Annotated in this window: 13 protein-coding genes; 3 read left to right on the forward strand and 10 right to left on the reverse strand. The window is 65.3% G+C overall.

What is annotated here, in order from left to right:
• Positions 1 to 135 precede the first annotated feature (135 nt).
• The gene (locus BBTA_RS09510; protein ID WP_085972592.1) at positions 136 to 792 is read left to right on the forward strand and encodes a TetR/AcrR family transcriptional regulator; all 657 of its coding nucleotides are present in this window, start codon (positions 136 to 138) and stop codon (positions 790 to 792) included.
• Positions 793 to 852: 60 nt separating this feature from the next.
• On the opposite strand, the gene BBTA_RS09515 is transcribed toward BBTA_RS09510, so the two are convergent.
• Together BBTA_RS09515 and BBTA_RS09520 are read right to left on the reverse strand one after the other, a co-directional pair.
• Positions 853 to 1,143, reverse strand: coding sequence for a hypothetical protein (locus BBTA_RS09515; protein ID WP_012042262.1), 291 nt, complete (start codon positions 1,141 to 1,143; stop codon positions 853 to 855).
• Positions 1,144 to 2,011: 868 nt separating this feature from the next.
• A complete protein-coding gene (locus BBTA_RS09520; protein ID WP_012042263.1) occupies positions 2,012 to 3,196 on the reverse strand; it encodes a urate hydroxylase PuuD in 1,185 nt (394 codons plus the stop codon).
• 199 nt (positions 3,197 to 3,395) lie between these two features.
• Between BBTA_RS09520 and BBTA_RS09525 the strand changes: the two genes are divergently transcribed.
• Entirely contained in the window at positions 3,396 to 3,701 is a 306-nt protein-coding gene (locus BBTA_RS09525) for a hypothetical protein (protein ID WP_012042264.1), read from the forward strand.
• Between the two features lie 17 nt (positions 3,702 to 3,718).
• On the opposite strand, the gene BBTA_RS09530 is transcribed toward BBTA_RS09525, so the two are convergent.
• From BBTA_RS09530 to BBTA_RS09540, 3 genes are read right to left on the reverse strand one after another with little or no spacing between them, the layout of a single operon-like run.
• Positions 3,719 to 5,116, reverse strand: a complete 1,398-nt coding sequence (locus BBTA_RS09530) for a nucleobase:cation symporter-2 family protein (protein WP_012042265.1) — start codon at positions 5,114 to 5,116, stop codon at positions 3,719 to 3,721.
• Between the two features lie 30 nt (positions 5,117 to 5,146).
• Positions 5,147 to 7,861 carry a molybdopterin-dependent oxidoreductase gene (locus BBTA_RS09535; RefSeq protein WP_012042266.1) on the reverse strand — a complete coding sequence of 905 codons (2,715 nt, stop codon included), beginning with the start codon at positions 7,859 to 7,861 and terminating at the stop codon, positions 5,147 to 5,149.
• Complete coding sequence (locus tag BBTA_RS09540; RefSeq protein ID WP_012042267.1) at positions 7,858 to 8,685, reverse strand: FAD binding domain-containing protein; 828 nt, start codon at positions 8,683 to 8,685, stop codon at positions 7,858 to 7,860. Before BBTA_RS09540 ends, BBTA_RS09535 begins: the two co-directional genes overlap by 4 nt.
• Before the next feature lie 140 nt (positions 8,686 to 8,825).
• Between BBTA_RS09540 and BBTA_RS09545 the strand changes: the two genes are divergently transcribed.
• A complete protein-coding gene (locus tag BBTA_RS09545; RefSeq protein WP_012042268.1) occupies positions 8,826 to 10,172 on the forward strand; it encodes an 8-oxoguanine deaminase in 1,347 nt (448 codons plus the stop codon).
• 9 nt (positions 10,173 to 10,181) lie between these two features.
• Here BBTA_RS09545 and BBTA_RS09550 read toward each other — a convergent pair whose 3' ends face one another.
• The 5 genes from BBTA_RS09550 to BBTA_RS09570 form a co-directional block, all read right to left on the reverse strand.
• Positions 10,182 to 11,159, reverse strand: a complete 978-nt coding sequence (locus BBTA_RS09550) for a peptide ABC transporter ATP-binding protein (protein ID WP_012042269.1) — start codon at positions 11,157 to 11,159, stop codon at positions 10,182 to 10,184.
• Positions 11,156 to 12,187, reverse strand: coding sequence for an ABC transporter ATP-binding protein (locus tag BBTA_RS09555; RefSeq protein ID WP_012042270.1), 1,032 nt, complete (start codon positions 12,185 to 12,187; stop codon positions 11,156 to 11,158). The genes BBTA_RS09550 and BBTA_RS09555 overlap by 4 nt, the downstream gene beginning before the upstream one ends.
• A gap of 27 nt (positions 12,188 to 12,214) precedes the next feature.
• A complete protein-coding gene (locus tag BBTA_RS09560) occupies positions 12,215 to 13,126 on the reverse strand; it encodes an ABC transporter permease subunit (protein WP_012042271.1) in 912 nt (303 codons plus the stop codon).
• Positions 13,123 to 14,133: an ABC transporter permease subunit gene (locus BBTA_RS09565; RefSeq protein ID WP_012042272.1), complete on the reverse strand. Its 1,011-nt coding sequence runs from the start codon at positions 14,131 to 14,133 to the stop codon at positions 13,123 to 13,125. Before BBTA_RS09565 ends, BBTA_RS09560 begins: the two co-directional genes overlap by 4 nt.
• 207 nt (positions 14,134 to 14,340) lie before the next feature.
• The gene (locus BBTA_RS09570; RefSeq protein ID WP_012042273.1) at positions 14,341 to 15,939 is read right to left on the reverse strand and encodes an ABC transporter substrate-binding protein; all 1,599 of its coding nucleotides are present in this window, start codon (positions 15,937 to 15,939) and stop codon (positions 14,341 to 14,343) included.
• Positions 15,940 to 16,171 lie beyond the last annotated feature (232 nt).

Below are 16,171 nucleotides of genomic sequence, written 5' to 3' on the forward strand. Positions count from 1 at the left end.
GCATCATCCCCTTGACAGTGCGTGAATTAGACAATCATGTCTAGAAATAATTGTCTAGTAACATTCCTGTTGGGCGGTTTAGAACTCAGAAGGGCCGTCCCTGGGGCGAGGACATCGAGGCCTTGGGGGGCGGAAATGAGGACGCGACCAGACGTGCGGCGGAAGGATGTAACGAAACCGGAGCCTTCGACGCGGACCGCGGCCCGCGCGCCCCGCCAGGCGCGAGGGCGTGAGCGCCGCGAACAGCTCCTTGATGCGGCGGCAGCGCTTATCGCCGAGTCCGGCCTCGCTGCGGTCAGCATGCATGCCGCGGCCCAGCGGGCAGGTGCCTCGATTGGCTCCGCGTATCACTTCTTCCGCGACAAGGACCAGATGCTCGATGCGCTGGCGGAGCGGCACGATGCCGAGCTGCGGTCGGCATTCGATCGTGTGCTGCAGAGAACCGATGCGGAGTGGGCGGCGCTGTCGCCAGCCGAGATCATCGAACAGCTGATCGGCTGGGCGATCCGCTACTTCGTCCGTCATCCTGATGCGCTGGCGACGCTCGATCTGCATGACAAGGCCATGCATGGCGAATTCAAGGCGGTCATCGACCGGATCCTGCGTGCCAGGCTCGGTGAGGAGCTGGGGCCGCCGGCGGCCACAACCATCGACGCGGTCATGCTCGGCACCTTGCTGTTCACGCGCGAGCAGGACCCAAGCAGCCGCGATCTCGTGGTCGCCGTGCTGCCAGACATGTTGGCGTCCTATCTGATCGCGCTGGAGTCGAAAGCGAAGCGAATGAAACGGTGACGCGGCTTCGCGCTCGATGTGCAGTTCGCCGGCGGCTCGAAGCTCATGCGGACATGCATCTCAGCCGCCTCTCGGTGTCGGCGGCGCGGCCTGATCGACGCTCGTCATCGACAGCGGCGCTGCGTCCTCGGTGAGGACCGAGCGAACCGACGCGATGCGCCGTTTGATGCTCGCATCGCGTTGCCTGACAAGCGCTTCGATCAGCCACGCGACAAAGCCGACGACCGCAAAGCTGACGAGCAGCGAGATCACCAGAAGTCCGAGATAAAGCTTCAGCACCGAACTCGCGAAACAGGCGATCGCGATGAGCGCGACAACAATGGCCAACAGGCTTTTGACGGAGGTCGACATTGTGGGCGTTTCGCTGCGACTGGTTGTTGCCGCACTGTAGCGTCATCTCCTCCGCAGCCAAGTCGCGTGGCTGAGGGTGGTAAACAGTACTGCAAAGCTCATGGCGAGAATCACGCGTGCTCGAACTGAATCGTATTTTGTGACGCCTGAGCTCAACCGCGCGTTGCGCTTGTCGGGTTGTCCCCGCGCTCGTCTCCCGCATTCCTCGCACGATTCGCGGGTGATGGTTGGAAGCGATGGCGCCAGGACACCAATTTCGCAAAGCTTCCCGTCTGATGAGGCCGGCCCGTTCCTCGCCGAAAAAAATCTCTTTCGTTTTATCAGAAAGTGTGGTTCTCTAGCGTCATCCCGCCTCATGCAGAGGGACGTGCGCGTCGTCACGATACGTTGGGGTGGGTCGCGGTGGCCGTGAATGGCGGTGCAGGACGAGCGCTGTCGGGCACGGACGCAAAATCGTGTGGTCCTGGCGCCCCGATGCTGGTGCCAAGTCCGTGGGGATGATGAACCCGAGGACGACGGTGGCTAAAGGCCGGACACCGAGGAGAGCGCGACATAAGCGTGAAACCCATCGCGCAGGGAAGGCCGGATGACCGGCTGTACCTGTGGTTCCTGCCCCGTGCATTTTTTTCACGCACGGGGGCCACGGGCCTCAGCCGAGGTCCGGCCTTCCCTGCGCCCTCTCATCTCGTAGGGGGTGAAACAAGCCGCATCACCCGAGCCGATCGCGCTGCGGGAATGTCGCGGTGCGTCCTGTCGGTGCAAGCGCGATGTGAGCAAGAGGGATGCGACCGAAGGGCCTGAGGTCGACGCGACGATGCTTTCGGTGAAGTCGGTGATTCGACATGTGGCGCAGGAGCACGGAGGTGCGCTATTGCGCGCCGGCCCAGGCCGCGAGAACGGCGCGCTCCTCGCCGGTGATCTCGGTGATGTTGCCGGGCGGCATGGCGCTCGACCACGCCGCATTGCGCGCGATCAGCCGCGCATTGCGCTGGATATTCTCGGCAGTGTCGAGCCGCACACCCTTGGGCGCGGCAACGATGCCCTCCCACACCGGCTCGGTAGCATGACACATGCTGCAGCGAGAGGTCACGATGTCCGCGACCTCAGCGAAGCTCGGCGGCGCCACCGCTGCCGCCTTCGCGTCGCGGGGACCGGCCGCCGACAGCAGCAGGATCGCGATCATGCCGGCAGCGGCAACGCCCCACACCCACCAGGGCGAGGGATGGCCCTTGTGGCGCTCGTTGAAGAAATGGCGGATCACCGGACCGAGCGCCAGCACGATGGCGACGATCGCCCAATTATAGCGGGTGCCGAACAACAGCGGATAATGGTTGCTGATCATCAGCACGACGACCGGCAGGGTCAGGTAGTTGTTGTGGACCGAGCGCTCCTTGCCGGCCTTGCCGAGCTTGGGGTCGGGCGCCTCGCCCGCCAGCAGGGCGGCGACGATCTTCTTCTGGTTGGGGATGATGACCGCGAATACATTGGCGACCATGATGGTGCCGATGATGGCGCCGATCTGGTTGAAGGCGCCGCGTCCGCTCAGCACATGCGTGAACGCATAGGTGAGCGCGACCAGGAAGATATAGCCGCCGATGGCGAACAGCAGCTCATGCTTCGCAAGCCCGATGCGGCAGGCGGCCTCATAGAGCAACCAGGCCAGCGCCAGCGAGCCGAAGCTGAACAGGCCGGCCTGGACGGGCGTCAGATCGAGGATCGACTTGTCGACCAGGAACAGGTCGGCATTGAGATAGTACACCACGATCATCAGCACGAAGCCGGACAGCCAGGTGGTGTAGGCCTCCCATTTGAACCAGGTCAGTTCGCTCGGCATCTGGGCCGGCGCCACGAGATATTTGACGATGTGGTAGAAGCCGCCGCCATGGACCTGCCAGGCCTCGCCCATCACGCCGTTCGGCAGCCCCGCGCGCGGCTTCAGGCTCAGATCGAGCGCGATGAAATAGAACGAGCTGCCGATCCAGGCGATGGCGGCGATCACGTGCAGCCAGCGGAAGATCAGGCTCAGCCATTCCGATATGATCGAAGCCCACATCGTGCGCTCATCTCCTCATGCGGGGCGCCGCGGAAGCTGGGCGCCTGGCTGTCATCTGTCGCATCGATCGGGAGTGATTTCCAGCGCATCGCGGCGGCGGCCCCTGCACAGCCGACAGGCCGGCCTGCACGCGCGATGTGGTGGACTTCGGCGCTGCGATTGCGTTCAATGCGCCGGATAGCGAAGCGGGGCGGATGCGATGAAGAGACTGATCCTGGTCATGCTGGTGGCGGCGCAGACCGCAATGTCGCAAGCCGTGCTGGCACAGATGGCGCCTGCGCCAAAGCCCGGTGTGGCCAAGCGTGCCGATGCCTGCGCGCCGATCGGACGCACCGAGGACGGCAAGTTGGTGTATTCGTTGAAGTGCGAGACCCTTCCCAAACCGGTGACGCCGCCGCAGGCGGCCGCTCAGCCGAGCGCGCCGGCTGCGGCCGCCGAGCCGGAGCCCGAGACGGAGCGCAGCGGTCTGTTCGGCATGTCGTTCGATCGCCGTCCCAAGCAGTAGCGCAGTCATCCTTCGCCTCAGACGTGCTGGGCGGACGAGGCCGCGGCTGCGGCGTCGGTTTCCGCGGCCTTGCTGCTGCCGAGTCCGTTGAAGAAGGCATTCAGCAGCACGGCGACCAGGGCGCACAGCAGGATGCCGGATTCCAGCAGCGGCTGCAGGTCCTTGGGCAGGTTGTGAAAGAACCCGGGTGCGGCGAGCGGGATCAGCCCGAACCCGACCGAGATCGCGACAATGAACAGATTGAAGCGGTTGGTCTTGAAATCCACAGCGGCGAGGATGCGCGCGCCGGTCGCCGCCACCATCCCGAACATCACCAGGCCGGCGCCGCCGAGCACCACCTGCGGCACGGCCTCGACCAGCGCCGCCATTTTCGGCAGCAATCCGAGCAGCAGCATGATGACGCCGCCGGTCACCGTGACCCAGCGCGTGCGCACGCCGGTGACCGACACCAGCCCGACATTCTGCGAGAAGGACGTATAGGGGAAGGTGTTGAAGAGGCCGCCGAGCAGGGTGCCGACGCCGTCGGCGCGCAGGCCGCGCGCCAGCGCCTCGCGATCGACCTTCTTGCCGGTCATCTCGCCGAGCGCCAGGAACATGCCGAGCGATTCGATCATCACCACGACCATGACGATGCACATCGTTACGATCGGCACCGGCTTGAATTGCGGAACGCCGAACTTGAACGGCACCACCAATGCGCCCCAGGGGGCGGCCGCGACCTTGTCGAAATGCATCACGCCCAGCGCGCTGGCGAGCATCGCGCCCGCGACGATGCCGAGCAGCACCGACACATTGGCGACGAAGCCGGTGCCCCATTTGATCAGGCCGAGGATGACCAGCAGCACGAACAGCGCGATGCCCAAGCCCTGCAACTGACCATAGTCCGGATTGGGAAAATTGCCCCTGACGCCGTCGACGACCTTGATGATGGTCGGCTGGCCGCCGCCGGCCCAGTTGATGCCGACCCGCATCAGCGAGACGCCGATGATGAGGATGATGGTGCCCGTCACGACCGGGGGAAACAGCGGCAGCAGCCGGCTGATGAACGGCGCAATGATGATGCCGAACAGGCCGGCGGCGATCACCGAGCCGTAGATGCCCAGCAATCCGATGTCGGGCGAGGCGGCCATCGACAACATCGGCCCGACGGACGCGAAAGTGACGCCCATCATGACCGGCAGGCGGATGCCGACGCCGGGAAAGCCGATGCACTGCACGAGCGTGGCAAGCCCGCAGGCGAACAGATCGGCGCTGATCAGGAAGGCGACGTCCTCTGGCGGCAGCTTCAGGGCGCGGCCGATGATCAGAGGCACGGCGACGGCGCCGGCATACATCACCAGCACATGCTGCAGCCCCAGCGCGAGCAGCTTCGGCACGGGCAGCATCTCGTCGACCGGATCAATCGTCTTGCTCATGTGTCCCCCCAGATCGTCCCCTTGGTCGTGTCAGGCGCCGAACTTCTCCTGCAACAGCGGAAAGAGCCGGTCCGGCTTGAAAGGCGTGGCCGTGAAGCGGATGCCGGTTGCCGCGCGCAGCGCATTGCCGAGCGCCGCGGAGACCGGGTTGTACGGGCTCTCGCTCATCGACTTCGCTCCCAGCGGCCCGATCGTGTCGGTCGTTTCGGCGAACAACACCTCGGTGCGCGGCACGTCGGCATAGGACGGCAGATGATAGTCGCGGAAGCGCGGATTGATGACGCGGCCCGTCTCGTCGATGACGATCTCCTCGTAGAGCGCGGCGCCGAGCGATTGCGCGACGCCGCCTTCGATCTGGCCGCGGCATTGCATCGGATTGGCGACCCGGCCGGCATCGGCCGCCTGCACGCTTTTGAGGATCCTGACCACGCCGGTGTACTTGTTCACGGCGACACGGAAACCTTGGACGTTGAATGCGACCGATCGCGGCGTGCCCTGGGAATTACCCTGCGCGGTCAATGGTGGCCCACCGGCCTTGATGAGGTCAGTGAAGGGAAGACGGCGAGCGCCGCAACTGACCGCGTCATCCGCGAGCCGGCACTCGCTCGGATCGACGTTCCAGTGATCCGCGGCGACGCGCTTGATCGTCTCGGCGAGCGCCTCGGCTGCGGCCTGTGTCGCCCGCCCCGCCACGAAGGTGCCGGTCGAGCCGTAGGCGCCGGTGTCGTGGCCGCCATGGGACGTGTCGGATTGCTTGAGCGTGATGCGGTCGACGGTGGTTCCGAGGATCGTTGCGGCGATCTGCCGGTGTACCGTGCTGGTGCCGTTGCCGAACTCGGCGGTGCCGACGGTGAGCGTGAAGCCGCCATCGGCGCCCAGGCTGATCGCGGCATCGGCGATGTGGCCGTCGGGCGGCACGGTGTCGATCATCGTCAGTGCGATGCCGTCGCCGGTCAGCCATTCGTCGGAGAGTTCCGGCGTCGGCGTCGCCTCGGCCATCGCGCGCTCCACCAGATCGAGGCATTGGTCGAGCCCGTAGGAGCCGTACAGAACGTCGCTGTGCTCGGCGCCCGGCGGCGACAGCATGGGATCGCCGGGCCGCACGATGTTGCGGCGGCGCATCTCAAACGGGTCGATGCCGAGCTGCAGCGCGAGCTCGTCGATCGCGGCTTCGACCGCCAAGGTCGTCTGCGGCAGGCCGTAACCGCGATAGGCGCCGGCAGGCACCGTGTTGGTGTAGACGGCGGCCGCGTTGACCTTCTTGTTCGGACAATTGTAGACCGCGATCGACTCGCCGCAGGCATGGAACAGCACCGGCCCGGCGTGATTGCCGTACGCGCCGGTATTGGACAGCACGTCGAGCTGCAGCGCGGTGAGCTTGCCGTCCTTGTCCGCACCCGCCTTGACGGTGACGCGCATCGGATGCCGGGTCGAGGTCGCGATGAACTGCTCCTCGCGGGTGAATTCAAGCTTCACCGGCCGCTTCGTCTTCAGCGCCGCGAGCGCCAGGATATCCTCGACGAACATCTCCTGCTTGCCGCCGAAGCCGCCGCCGACGCGTTCGCAGAACACCCGGACCTTGTCGGGGGCGAGTGCAAAGATCTCGCTCAGCGCCCGCCGCGTCAGGAATGGCACCTGTGTGCTGGAGCGGACATTGAGGGTGCCGTCGTCGTCGAGCCAGGCAAGGCCGCCATGCGTTTCCAGCGCGGCATGCTGGACGCGCTGCGTCGTGAAGGTGCCTTCATAGGTCGCCGCAGCGGCGGCAAGCGCTGTCGCGACGTCGCCGAATTCGCCATGGGTCTCGGCGACGATGTTGCGGCTGACGTCGGCGATGCGATGCTCCCGGCTGCGGCCGGCGTGGATCCGAGGGGCGCCGGGCGCGATCGCTTGTGCGGGATCGACGACCGCGGGCAGCACCTCGTAGTCGACGCGCAGGCGCCGGCAGCCTTCCTCGGCAGCGGCTTCGCTGTCGGCGACCACGGCCGCGACCTTCTGGCCGATGAAGCGGACGGTATCGTCGAGCACGCGGGTGTCGGCGGGATCCATCCAGGCCTGCTCGTGGCGCGCGGTGGAGAACAGCATCGCCGGCGCATCCTCATGCGTCAGCACGGTGTGCACGCCCGGCACGGCGAGCGCCGCCGCTTTGTCGATGCCGGTGATGCGCGCATGCGCATGCGGGGAGCGCGCGAGCTTGACATGCAGCAGGCCTTCGATGGCGGTATCGAAGGTGTAGCGCGCCTTTCCGCGCACCACGTCGGGCCCGGCGGGCGCGGGCAGGCTGCGGCCGAAGGCTTCGCCGGCGGCGACATCCTCGACATGGCTGCGGCCGAGCAGGGCGTCCTCGATGGCCCGGTAGCCGGTGCAGCGGCACAGATTGCCTTTCAGCGCGGCGCCCAGGTCCTTCTTCTGGGCCTGGTTGAGCGAGGCGCAGGTGACGATCATGCCGGCGGTGCAGAAGCCGCATTGGAACGCCTGGGCGTCGAGGAAGGCCTGCTGCATCGGATGCAGGCCGTCGGCGGTGGCGAGACCTTCGACCGTCGTGACCTCGCGGCCATCGGCGCGAAAGGCCGGGATCAGGCAGCTGTGCACCGGCTCGCCATCGAGCAGCACGGTGCAGGCGCCGCAGTCGCCGGCATCGCAACCTTTCTTCACGCCGAAATGGCCGGTGTCGCGCAGAAAAGTGCGCAGGCATTGCCCAGGGCGCGGGGCGGCATCGACAGCCTTGCCGTTGACGACGACGCTCATGATCGTGCGCCGCTTGCGAGCTGGCCGCGGATCTCGTCCGCGAGGCGTAACGTCATGGCCTTGCGCCAGGTCGGCTTGCCGTGGACATCGTCATGATAGAGTGCGTCGGACACGCCGTCGAGAATGCTGGCGCGCAGCGTGGCCGCGTCCGGCATGGCCGCAAAGCGCAGCTGCAATGGTCTGACCGTCGATGCGGTGATCGTGAGCACCAGGTCGCCGTCACGGCCGGCCGTGCCGATCAGCAGCGCGCCGGAGCGTCCGACGGGCGTCAGGGCGATCTGACGAAATGCGGTGCGGCGCTTCAAGGCGGCGAGGGAGACGTCGATCTGGCGCAGCAGGTCACCGGGGGCAAGGAGGTTGCTGTTGTTGCCGGTGACGAAGTCGGTGACCGCGACGCGCTGCTCGCCGCCGTCATTCTTCCAGATCGTGCAGATGCCTTCGAGGGCTGCGAGCAGCGAGATCATCGGCCCCGCCGGCAGCGACATGCAGAGATTGCCACCGACCGTCGCCGTCTTCCAGATCTTGAAGGACGCCAGGAACGCGCGGCAGCATTGATCGATCAGCGGCGCCGCGATCCAATCGGACGGGCATGGCAGCGCGTCGAGCTCAGCGACACTGCAGGTCGCCGCGATGCTCAGCCCCTGATCGCCGATCGTGAGGGATGGCCAGGCGAAATCGCCGAGGTCGATCAGCCGCGACAGTTGCGCCTGCGGCTCGGAGAACAGCCAGGTGCCGCCGGCCAGCCAAGCGTCGCCTGCCTTCCAGCTGGGCAGCTCTGCCCGCGTTCTAGGACGCACGATCTCGGTGACGGTGTTCAGATCCATGGTAGCGCAAGCTCATTGGCGCACGGTATCGGGGGTGAAATCCTTGCAAGACCAGCGCCAACTGGCAATAGGATGAGGTTGGCCTTTCGTTTGCAAAGCACCGGTACACGCGAGCGCCCACATAGCGAGACGAGACAGCCATGAGCACCATGCCGATCTGGATCAAGGACCCACTCGCCATTCTGGCCGAGGGTGCCGGCCGCGGCCTCGTCGTCAAGGACGGCCGCATCGTCGAGCTGGTGCCGGCCGGCGCCGAGCCCGCGACCGCGGGCGCGGTTGCATACGATGCCAGTGGACATGTCGTGATCCCCGGGCTGATCAACACGCACCACCATTTCTACCAGACGCTGACGCGTGCGCTGCCGGCGGCGATGGACCGCGAGCTGTTCCCGTGGCTGAAGGCGCTGTATCCGATCTGGGCGAAGCTGACGCCGGAGGCGCTCGACGCGGCGGTCACGGTCGCGATGGCCGAGCTGATGCTGTCGGGCTGCACCACGACGACGGATCATCATTACGTGTTCCCTGCCGGTCTCGATGACGCTGTCGGGATCGAAGTCGAGGCCGCGAAGCGGCTCGGCATCCGGGTGCTGTTGACCCGAGGCTCGATGAATCTGTCCGAGCGCGACGGCGGATTGCCTCCGGACAGTGTGGTGCAGGACGAGGATACGATCCTCGCCGATAGCGAGCGCGTGGTCGCGCAGTTTCACCAGCGCGGGCCGGATGCGATGGTGCAGATCGCGCTGGCGCCGTGCTCGCCCTTCTCCGTCACGGGATCCTTGATGCAGCAGACGGCTGCCTTGGCGGAGAAGCTCGACGTGCGCCTGCACACGCATCTGGCGGAGACCGAGGACGAGAACCGATTCTGCGAAGCCATGTTCGGTTGTCGTCCGCTCGATTATCTCGAGAAACATGGCTGGCTCGGCCCGCGGACCTGGCTCGCGCACGGCATCTTCTTCAACGCCGACGAAATGAAGCGCCTCGGCAAGGCCAAGACGACGATCAGCCATTGCGCCTGCTCGAACCAGCTGCTTGCCTCCGGAGCTTGCCCGGTGTGCGAGATGGAAGATGCCGGTGTCGGCATCGGTATCGGCGTCGACGGCTCTGCCTCCAATGACGGCTCCAATCTGATGCAGGAGCTGCGGGCCGCGTTCCTGATGCAGCGCGCCCGCTACGGCGTCAGCCGGCTCAGCCACAAGGACGCGCTGCGCTGGGCGACGAAGGGCTCGGCAGCCTGCGTCGGCCGTCCCGAGCTCGGCGAGATCGCGGTCGGCAACGCCGCCGATCTCGCGCTGTTCAAGCTCGACGAGCTGCGCTTCTCCGGCGCCAGCGATCCGATCGCGGCGCTGGTGCTGTGCGGCGCGCACCGCGCCGACCGCGTCATGGTCGGCGGCCGCTGGACGGTGATCGACGGCGCCATTCCGGGCCTCGACGTCGCCGCGCTGATCCGGCGCCACAGCGCGGCGGCAGAACGGATGCGGGCCGGCTGACGGCGATCGTCAGGCCGGCTGTGTGTCCAGGAAGCGCTCGGCGTCATGGCAGGCGACCAGGCGGCCATCGAGCGGACGCAGCGGCGGGCGTTGTGCGCGGCAGAGCTCCGTCACATGCGGGCAGCGGGTCGAGAACACGCAGCCGGCGGGCGGATCGAGCGGCGAGGGCAACTCGCCCTTGGGCACGATGCGCCGTCCCTTGCGGCCAAGCCCCGGGGTGGCGTCGACAAGAGCCTGTGCGTAAGGATGCAGTGGCCGCGCAAAGATGCGCTCCTTCGGCCCATGCTCCATGACCAGGCCGAGATACATGATCAGCACGTCATCGGCGATATGCCTGACCACGCCGAGGTCATGCGAGATGAAGAGATAAGCGAGACCGAGCTCGCGCTGCAGGTCGGCCAGCAAATTGAGCACCTGGGCCTGCACCGACATGTCGAGGGCGGAGACCGGCTCGTCGGCGACCAGCAGTTTCGGCCGCAGCATCAAGGCCCGCGCGATCGCGATACGCTGCCGCTGCCCTCCTGAGAACATGTGCGGATAGCGGCCATATTGCTCCGGGCGAAGCCCGACCTTCGCCATCATGTCGAGCGCCTGCGCCCGACGCTCCTGTTTGCCGAGGTTGGTGTTGATGATCAGCGGCTCTTCCAGGATGGCGCCGATCCGCTTGCGCGGATTGAGCGAACCATAGGGGTTCTGGAACACGATCTGCACCGTTCGCCGCAAGGCTTTCGCGGCGCCGGCCGGCGGATGCACGGCGTCGAGCCCGTCGAGCGAGAGCGTGCCGGCGCTGGGCTTCTCGATCAGAGTGACGAGCCGCGCGAGCGTCGACTTGCCGCAACCGGATTCGCCAACGATCGCCAGCGTCTTGCCGGCGTCGATCGCAAAGGATATGCCGCCGACGGCCTGCAACTGCGCCGGGGCGCGGAACAGGCCACGCCTGATGTCGTAGCTGCGCTTGAGATCATTTGCAGTGACAAGCGCCGTCATGACACGGCCTCGCGGCGGTTGGCGGCAGCGCTGTCACCGCCGTCAGCGGCACGTCGCGCCTCGCGCGTTGAATCTCCGAGCGGATAATGGCAGCGGATCAGGCCATCGCGCCAGGGGCGCAGATCGGGGCGGAGCTCGTCGCTCAACGGCGTCGCGTAGGCGCAGCGCGGACTGAACAAGCATCCGCGCGGCCGATCATAGGCACCGGGCACTACGCCCGGAATGGTGGCGAGCCGCCCGCCATCGCTCGCCTCGGGGCGCGCTGCCAGCAGCGCGGCCGTATAGGGATGCTGTGGCGATTCGAGCAGGCTCTGCGTCGGCCGCATCTCCATGATCTGCCCGGCATACATCACCGCGACCCGTTCGGTCGTGTCCGAGACCACGCCCATATTGTGCGTGATCAGGATCAGCGCCATGCCGCGGTCGCGCTGCAGCGACAGCAGCAGATCGAGGATCTGAGCCTGGATGGTGACGTCGAGCGCGGTGGTCGGCTCGTCAGCGATCAGGAGCTTCGGATTGCAGGCGATCGCCATCGCTATCATGACGCGCTGGTTCATGCCGCCCGAAAGCTGGTGCGGGTAGGCCGACAGCCGGCTCTCCGCGGCGGGAATGCCAACCTGTTCGAGCAGTTCGATCACCCGCCGCCGCGCGGCCTTGCGGTCCATCCCCTCATGGATGCGCAATGTCTCGGCCAGTTGATAGCCGATCGTGAAGGACGGGTTCAGCGATGTCGTCGGCTCCTGAAAGATCATCGCGACGTCCTTGCCGGTGAGGGCCCGCCGCTCGCGCTCGGACAAGCGTTGCAGATCCTTGCCCTCGAACCGCAACCTGTCGGCCTCGACGCGCCCTGGGTGAGGGACCAGCCCCATCAGCGCCAGCATGCCGACGCTCTTGCCGGAGCCGGATTCGCCGACGATTCCGAGCACCTCGCCCTTGTCGAGCGTCATGCTGACGCCGTCCACGGCGCGCAGCATGCCGTTGCGCGACGGGAAGGCGACCGACAAGTTTTCGATCTCGAGAAGCGGCATCGGGGAGCCTTTACTGCGTTGCCTGCGTCATCGTTTGAGCTTGGGATCGAGCGCATCGCGCAGCCCGTCGCCCAGCAGATTGAAGGCCAGCACGGTCAGCAGGATCGCCAAGCCCGGCAGTGTGACGACCCACCAGGCCCGCAGCACGAATTCGCGCGCGTCCGCCAGCATGGTTCCCCATTCCGGCGAGGGCGGTTGCGCACCAAGACCGAGGAAGCCGAGTGCGGCCGCGTCCAGGATCGCGGTGGAGATGCCGAGCGTCGCCTGCACGATCAGAGGCGCCGCGCAATTCGGCAGCACCTCCTTGAACATCAGCCGGAGCCGGCCGGCGCCTGCGACCTTGGCTGCGGTGACATAGTCCTTGGACACCTCGCTGATCACGGCGGCACGCGCGATCCGCACGTAATGCGGCAGCAGCACGATGGCGACGGCCAGCATGGCATTCATCAGGCCCGGCCCGAGAATCGCAACGATCACGATCGCGAGCAGAAGGCTCGGCAGCGTCAAGGTGATGTCCATCAGCCGCATGATCGCGACCTCGGTCACGCCGCGGAAGAAGCCCGCGACGAGACCCAGGATTGTCCCCGCGATCACGGACAGGCTGACCACCGCGATGCCGATCAGCAGAGACAGCCGGGCGCCGTGGATCAAACGGGACAGAATATCGCGTCCGATCGCGTCGGTGCCGAGCGGATAGGTGAGCGATCCGCCTTGCTGCCAGAATGGAGGTCTCAGGAACGCCGTATCATTGGTGAGAACCGGCGAATGCGGCGCGACGAGATGGGCTGACAGCGCCAGCAGGATGAGGACCGTGATCAGGACGAGGCCTGCGACCGCGCCTGAATTCTTCCGGAAGTCGAGCCAGAACTCCAACACGGGAGACGGCGGTGCGGCTGCCGGCGCTGTCACGGCGGGGGTCGGAAGGGGGTGTGCGGTCATCGCGTGTACCGGATGCGCGGATTGATCAGCCCATAGGCGAGATCAACCAGGAGATTGACAGTCATGACGACCGCGCCAATCATCAACGTGCCGCCCTGCAACACGGGATAGTCCCGGCGGTTGATGCCCTCGATCAGCCATTTGCCGACGCCCGGCCAGGAAAAGATCGTCTCGGTGAGGATGGCCCCGGTGAACAGCACGCCGACCTGCAGGCCGATCACCGTCACCACCGGGATCAGGGCATTGCGTAAGGCATGGATCGCGATCACGCGGAAGCGCGGCAGGCCCTTGGCGCGGGCGGTGCGGATGTAATCCTCGCCCAGAACCTCCAGCATCGCCGAGCGCGTCATGCGCGCGATCACTGCAAGCGGCACGGTGCCGAGCACGATCGTCGGCAGCACGAGATGCGACAGGGCGGACCGGAACGCGCCGACGTCGCCGGCAAGCAGCGTATCGACCAGCAGAAAGCCTGTGACCGGCTCGATGAAGTACTGCACTGCGATCCGGCCCGACACCGGCGTCCACCCAAGCTGTACCGAGAACAGCAGGATCAGCAGCAATCCCCACCAGAAGATCGGCATCGAATAGCCGGTGAGCGAGATCCCCATCACGCCGTGATCGAAGATCGAGTTGCGCCGCACCGCCGCGATAATGCCGGCCGGCAGCCCGATACAGAGCGCAAACAGGATGGCGCAGATCGACAATTCGACCGTGGCCGGAAACAGGCTCTGGAATTCGGCGATGACCGGCTCATGCGTGACGATCGAGCGGCCGAAGTCGCCATGCACCAGCCGCGACAAATAGAATCCATATTGGACCAGCACCGGCTGATCGAAGCCGTAATCTTTGCGAAGCTGCGCGAGGCGGGCGGGATCGATGCCGCGCTCGCCGGCCATGGTCTCGATCGGATCCCCGGGGATCAGACGGATCAACACGAACACGAGCAAGGTGATTCCGATGAACGTCGGAACCACGAGGCTCAATCTGGTCAGCGCGAATCGAAGCATGCCTGGCTCTGTCGTCCCCGGCCGCGAGGACAGATTAATCGAATTCAACCGCGAGATCGAGGATGGCCCCGCTCAACTCGCCCTGGCCGGATCTGCTGGCGTCGAACCATGCTTCCGCGTGCCATGCTGGCAAGTTCAGGGATCACGAAGTTCAGGGATCATGGAGGGCAGCCCCCGACGGCTGCCCTCGTACGACAGCGGAGTCCGTCAGTCCTTGACGTCGACACCGTAGAAGCTGTGCCGTCCGAACGGCGACAGTTTGAAGTCGATGACGCGCTTGCTGACAGGCTTCAACTGCACGGCATGCGCGATGGTGTACCACGGCGCCTGCTCCTTGAAGACGACCTGGGCCTCCGCGTAGAGCTTGGCACGCTCGGCCTGATCGCTGACCGTTTTGGCCTTCACGACCAGATCATCGAACGGCTTGTAGCAGAACTTCGCGATGTTCGAGCCCGAGCCCGAGGCCGAGGCGCAACCGAGCAAAGTGTGCAGGAAATTGTCTGGATCGCCATTGTCGCCGGTCCAGCCATACATGCCCATCTGATGCTCGCCGGCCTGCAATCGCTTGCGATATTCACCCCATTCGAACGACTTGATCTCGGCCTTGACCCCGATCTTGGCGAGGTCGGCCTGCATCAATTCGGCGATCCGCTTGGCGTTCGGATTGTAGGGACGCTGCACCGGCATGGCCCACAGGTCCGAGTCCAGCCCGTTGGGAAATCCGGCTTCGGCGAGCAGCTTCTTGGCGGCCTCCGGATCATAGGGATCGTCCTTGACGTCGTCATTGTAGGACCACATCGACGGCGGGATCGGGTTCTTTGCCGCAATGCCGGTCGACAGATAGACGGCGTCGATGATCGCCTTCTTGTTGATCGCCATGCTCAGGGCTTTGCGCACGCGGACATCATCGAACGGCTTCTTCTGCGTGTTGAACGCCAGATAGCCGACATTGAGGCCGGGTTGTTCGAGGACCGTGACGTTCGGGTCCTTCCTGATCGCGTCGATGTCGGCCGGGTTCGGATAGGGCATCACGTCGCATTCGCCCTTTTGCAGCTTGGCCCAGCGAACGGACGAATCCGGCGTGATCGAATAGACGAGGTCGTCGATCTTGGCCTTGCCGCCCCAATATTGCGGGAATGCCTTGTAGCGGATCACCGCATCCTTTTGATACTGCACCAGATAGAACGGACCCGTGCCGATCGGATCCTGGTCGATCTTCTCGGGCGTCCCCGCCTTCAGCATCGCATCGGCATATTCCTTCGACTGGATCGCGGCGAACGGCATCGCGAGATCCGCAAGGAACGGAGCTTCCGGCTGATTGAGGGTGATCTTGATCGTGTAGTCATCGATCTTCTCGACCGACTTCAACAGTTTCGGCAGCGCCATGTCTCCGAAATAGGAATGGTTCGGGCTCGTCACCTTGAAATAAGGATGATCCTCTTTCCACTGCCGCTCGATCGAGAACAGAATGTCGTCGGCATTGAAGTCGCGCGTGGGCTTGAACGATTTGGAGGCCGTATGCCACTTCACGCCCTTCCGCAGATTGAACGTATAGGTGGTGCCGTCGGGCGAGATCGTCCATGTTTCGGCCAAGCCTGGCACCACTTGCGTGCTGCCGCGATCGAACTCGACAATGCGGTTGTAGATCGGCTCATTGCCGTCGAACGAGGTCCCGGTCGTGTTGATGCCGGGATAGAAATTTTCAGGGCTGCCTTCTGAGCAGAACACGAGAGTCTTCGCGAAAGCGGCGGGAGAGGCCAGCAACGCCGAAGCGCAGACGGCAACAAGCAGGTTACATTTGTTCACGGATGGAACTCCAGGTAGAAACTGGCGATGCAAAGAGGGGATGCGCCGCATCGTCGCGCCTGCCTCAACCTTGCTATTGTGTGTTGCTGCTGTCAATGCATCGTAAGGTAGAGCGCAGGTAGCTCTCTATGCAGGCGCTTGTCCGCCGCTCTCCATCAACACACCTCTCGGCGTGTTCATGGTCCGGTGTGCAGTGCCTCGGCTTTTGCCCCTCATGGCGGACCGCTTCACC

Origin of the sequence: Bradyrhizobium sp. BTAi1, from assembly GCF_000015165.1 — a bacterium.
GTDB lineage: Bacteria > Pseudomonadota > Alphaproteobacteria > Rhizobiales > Xanthobacteraceae > Bradyrhizobium > Bradyrhizobium denitrificans.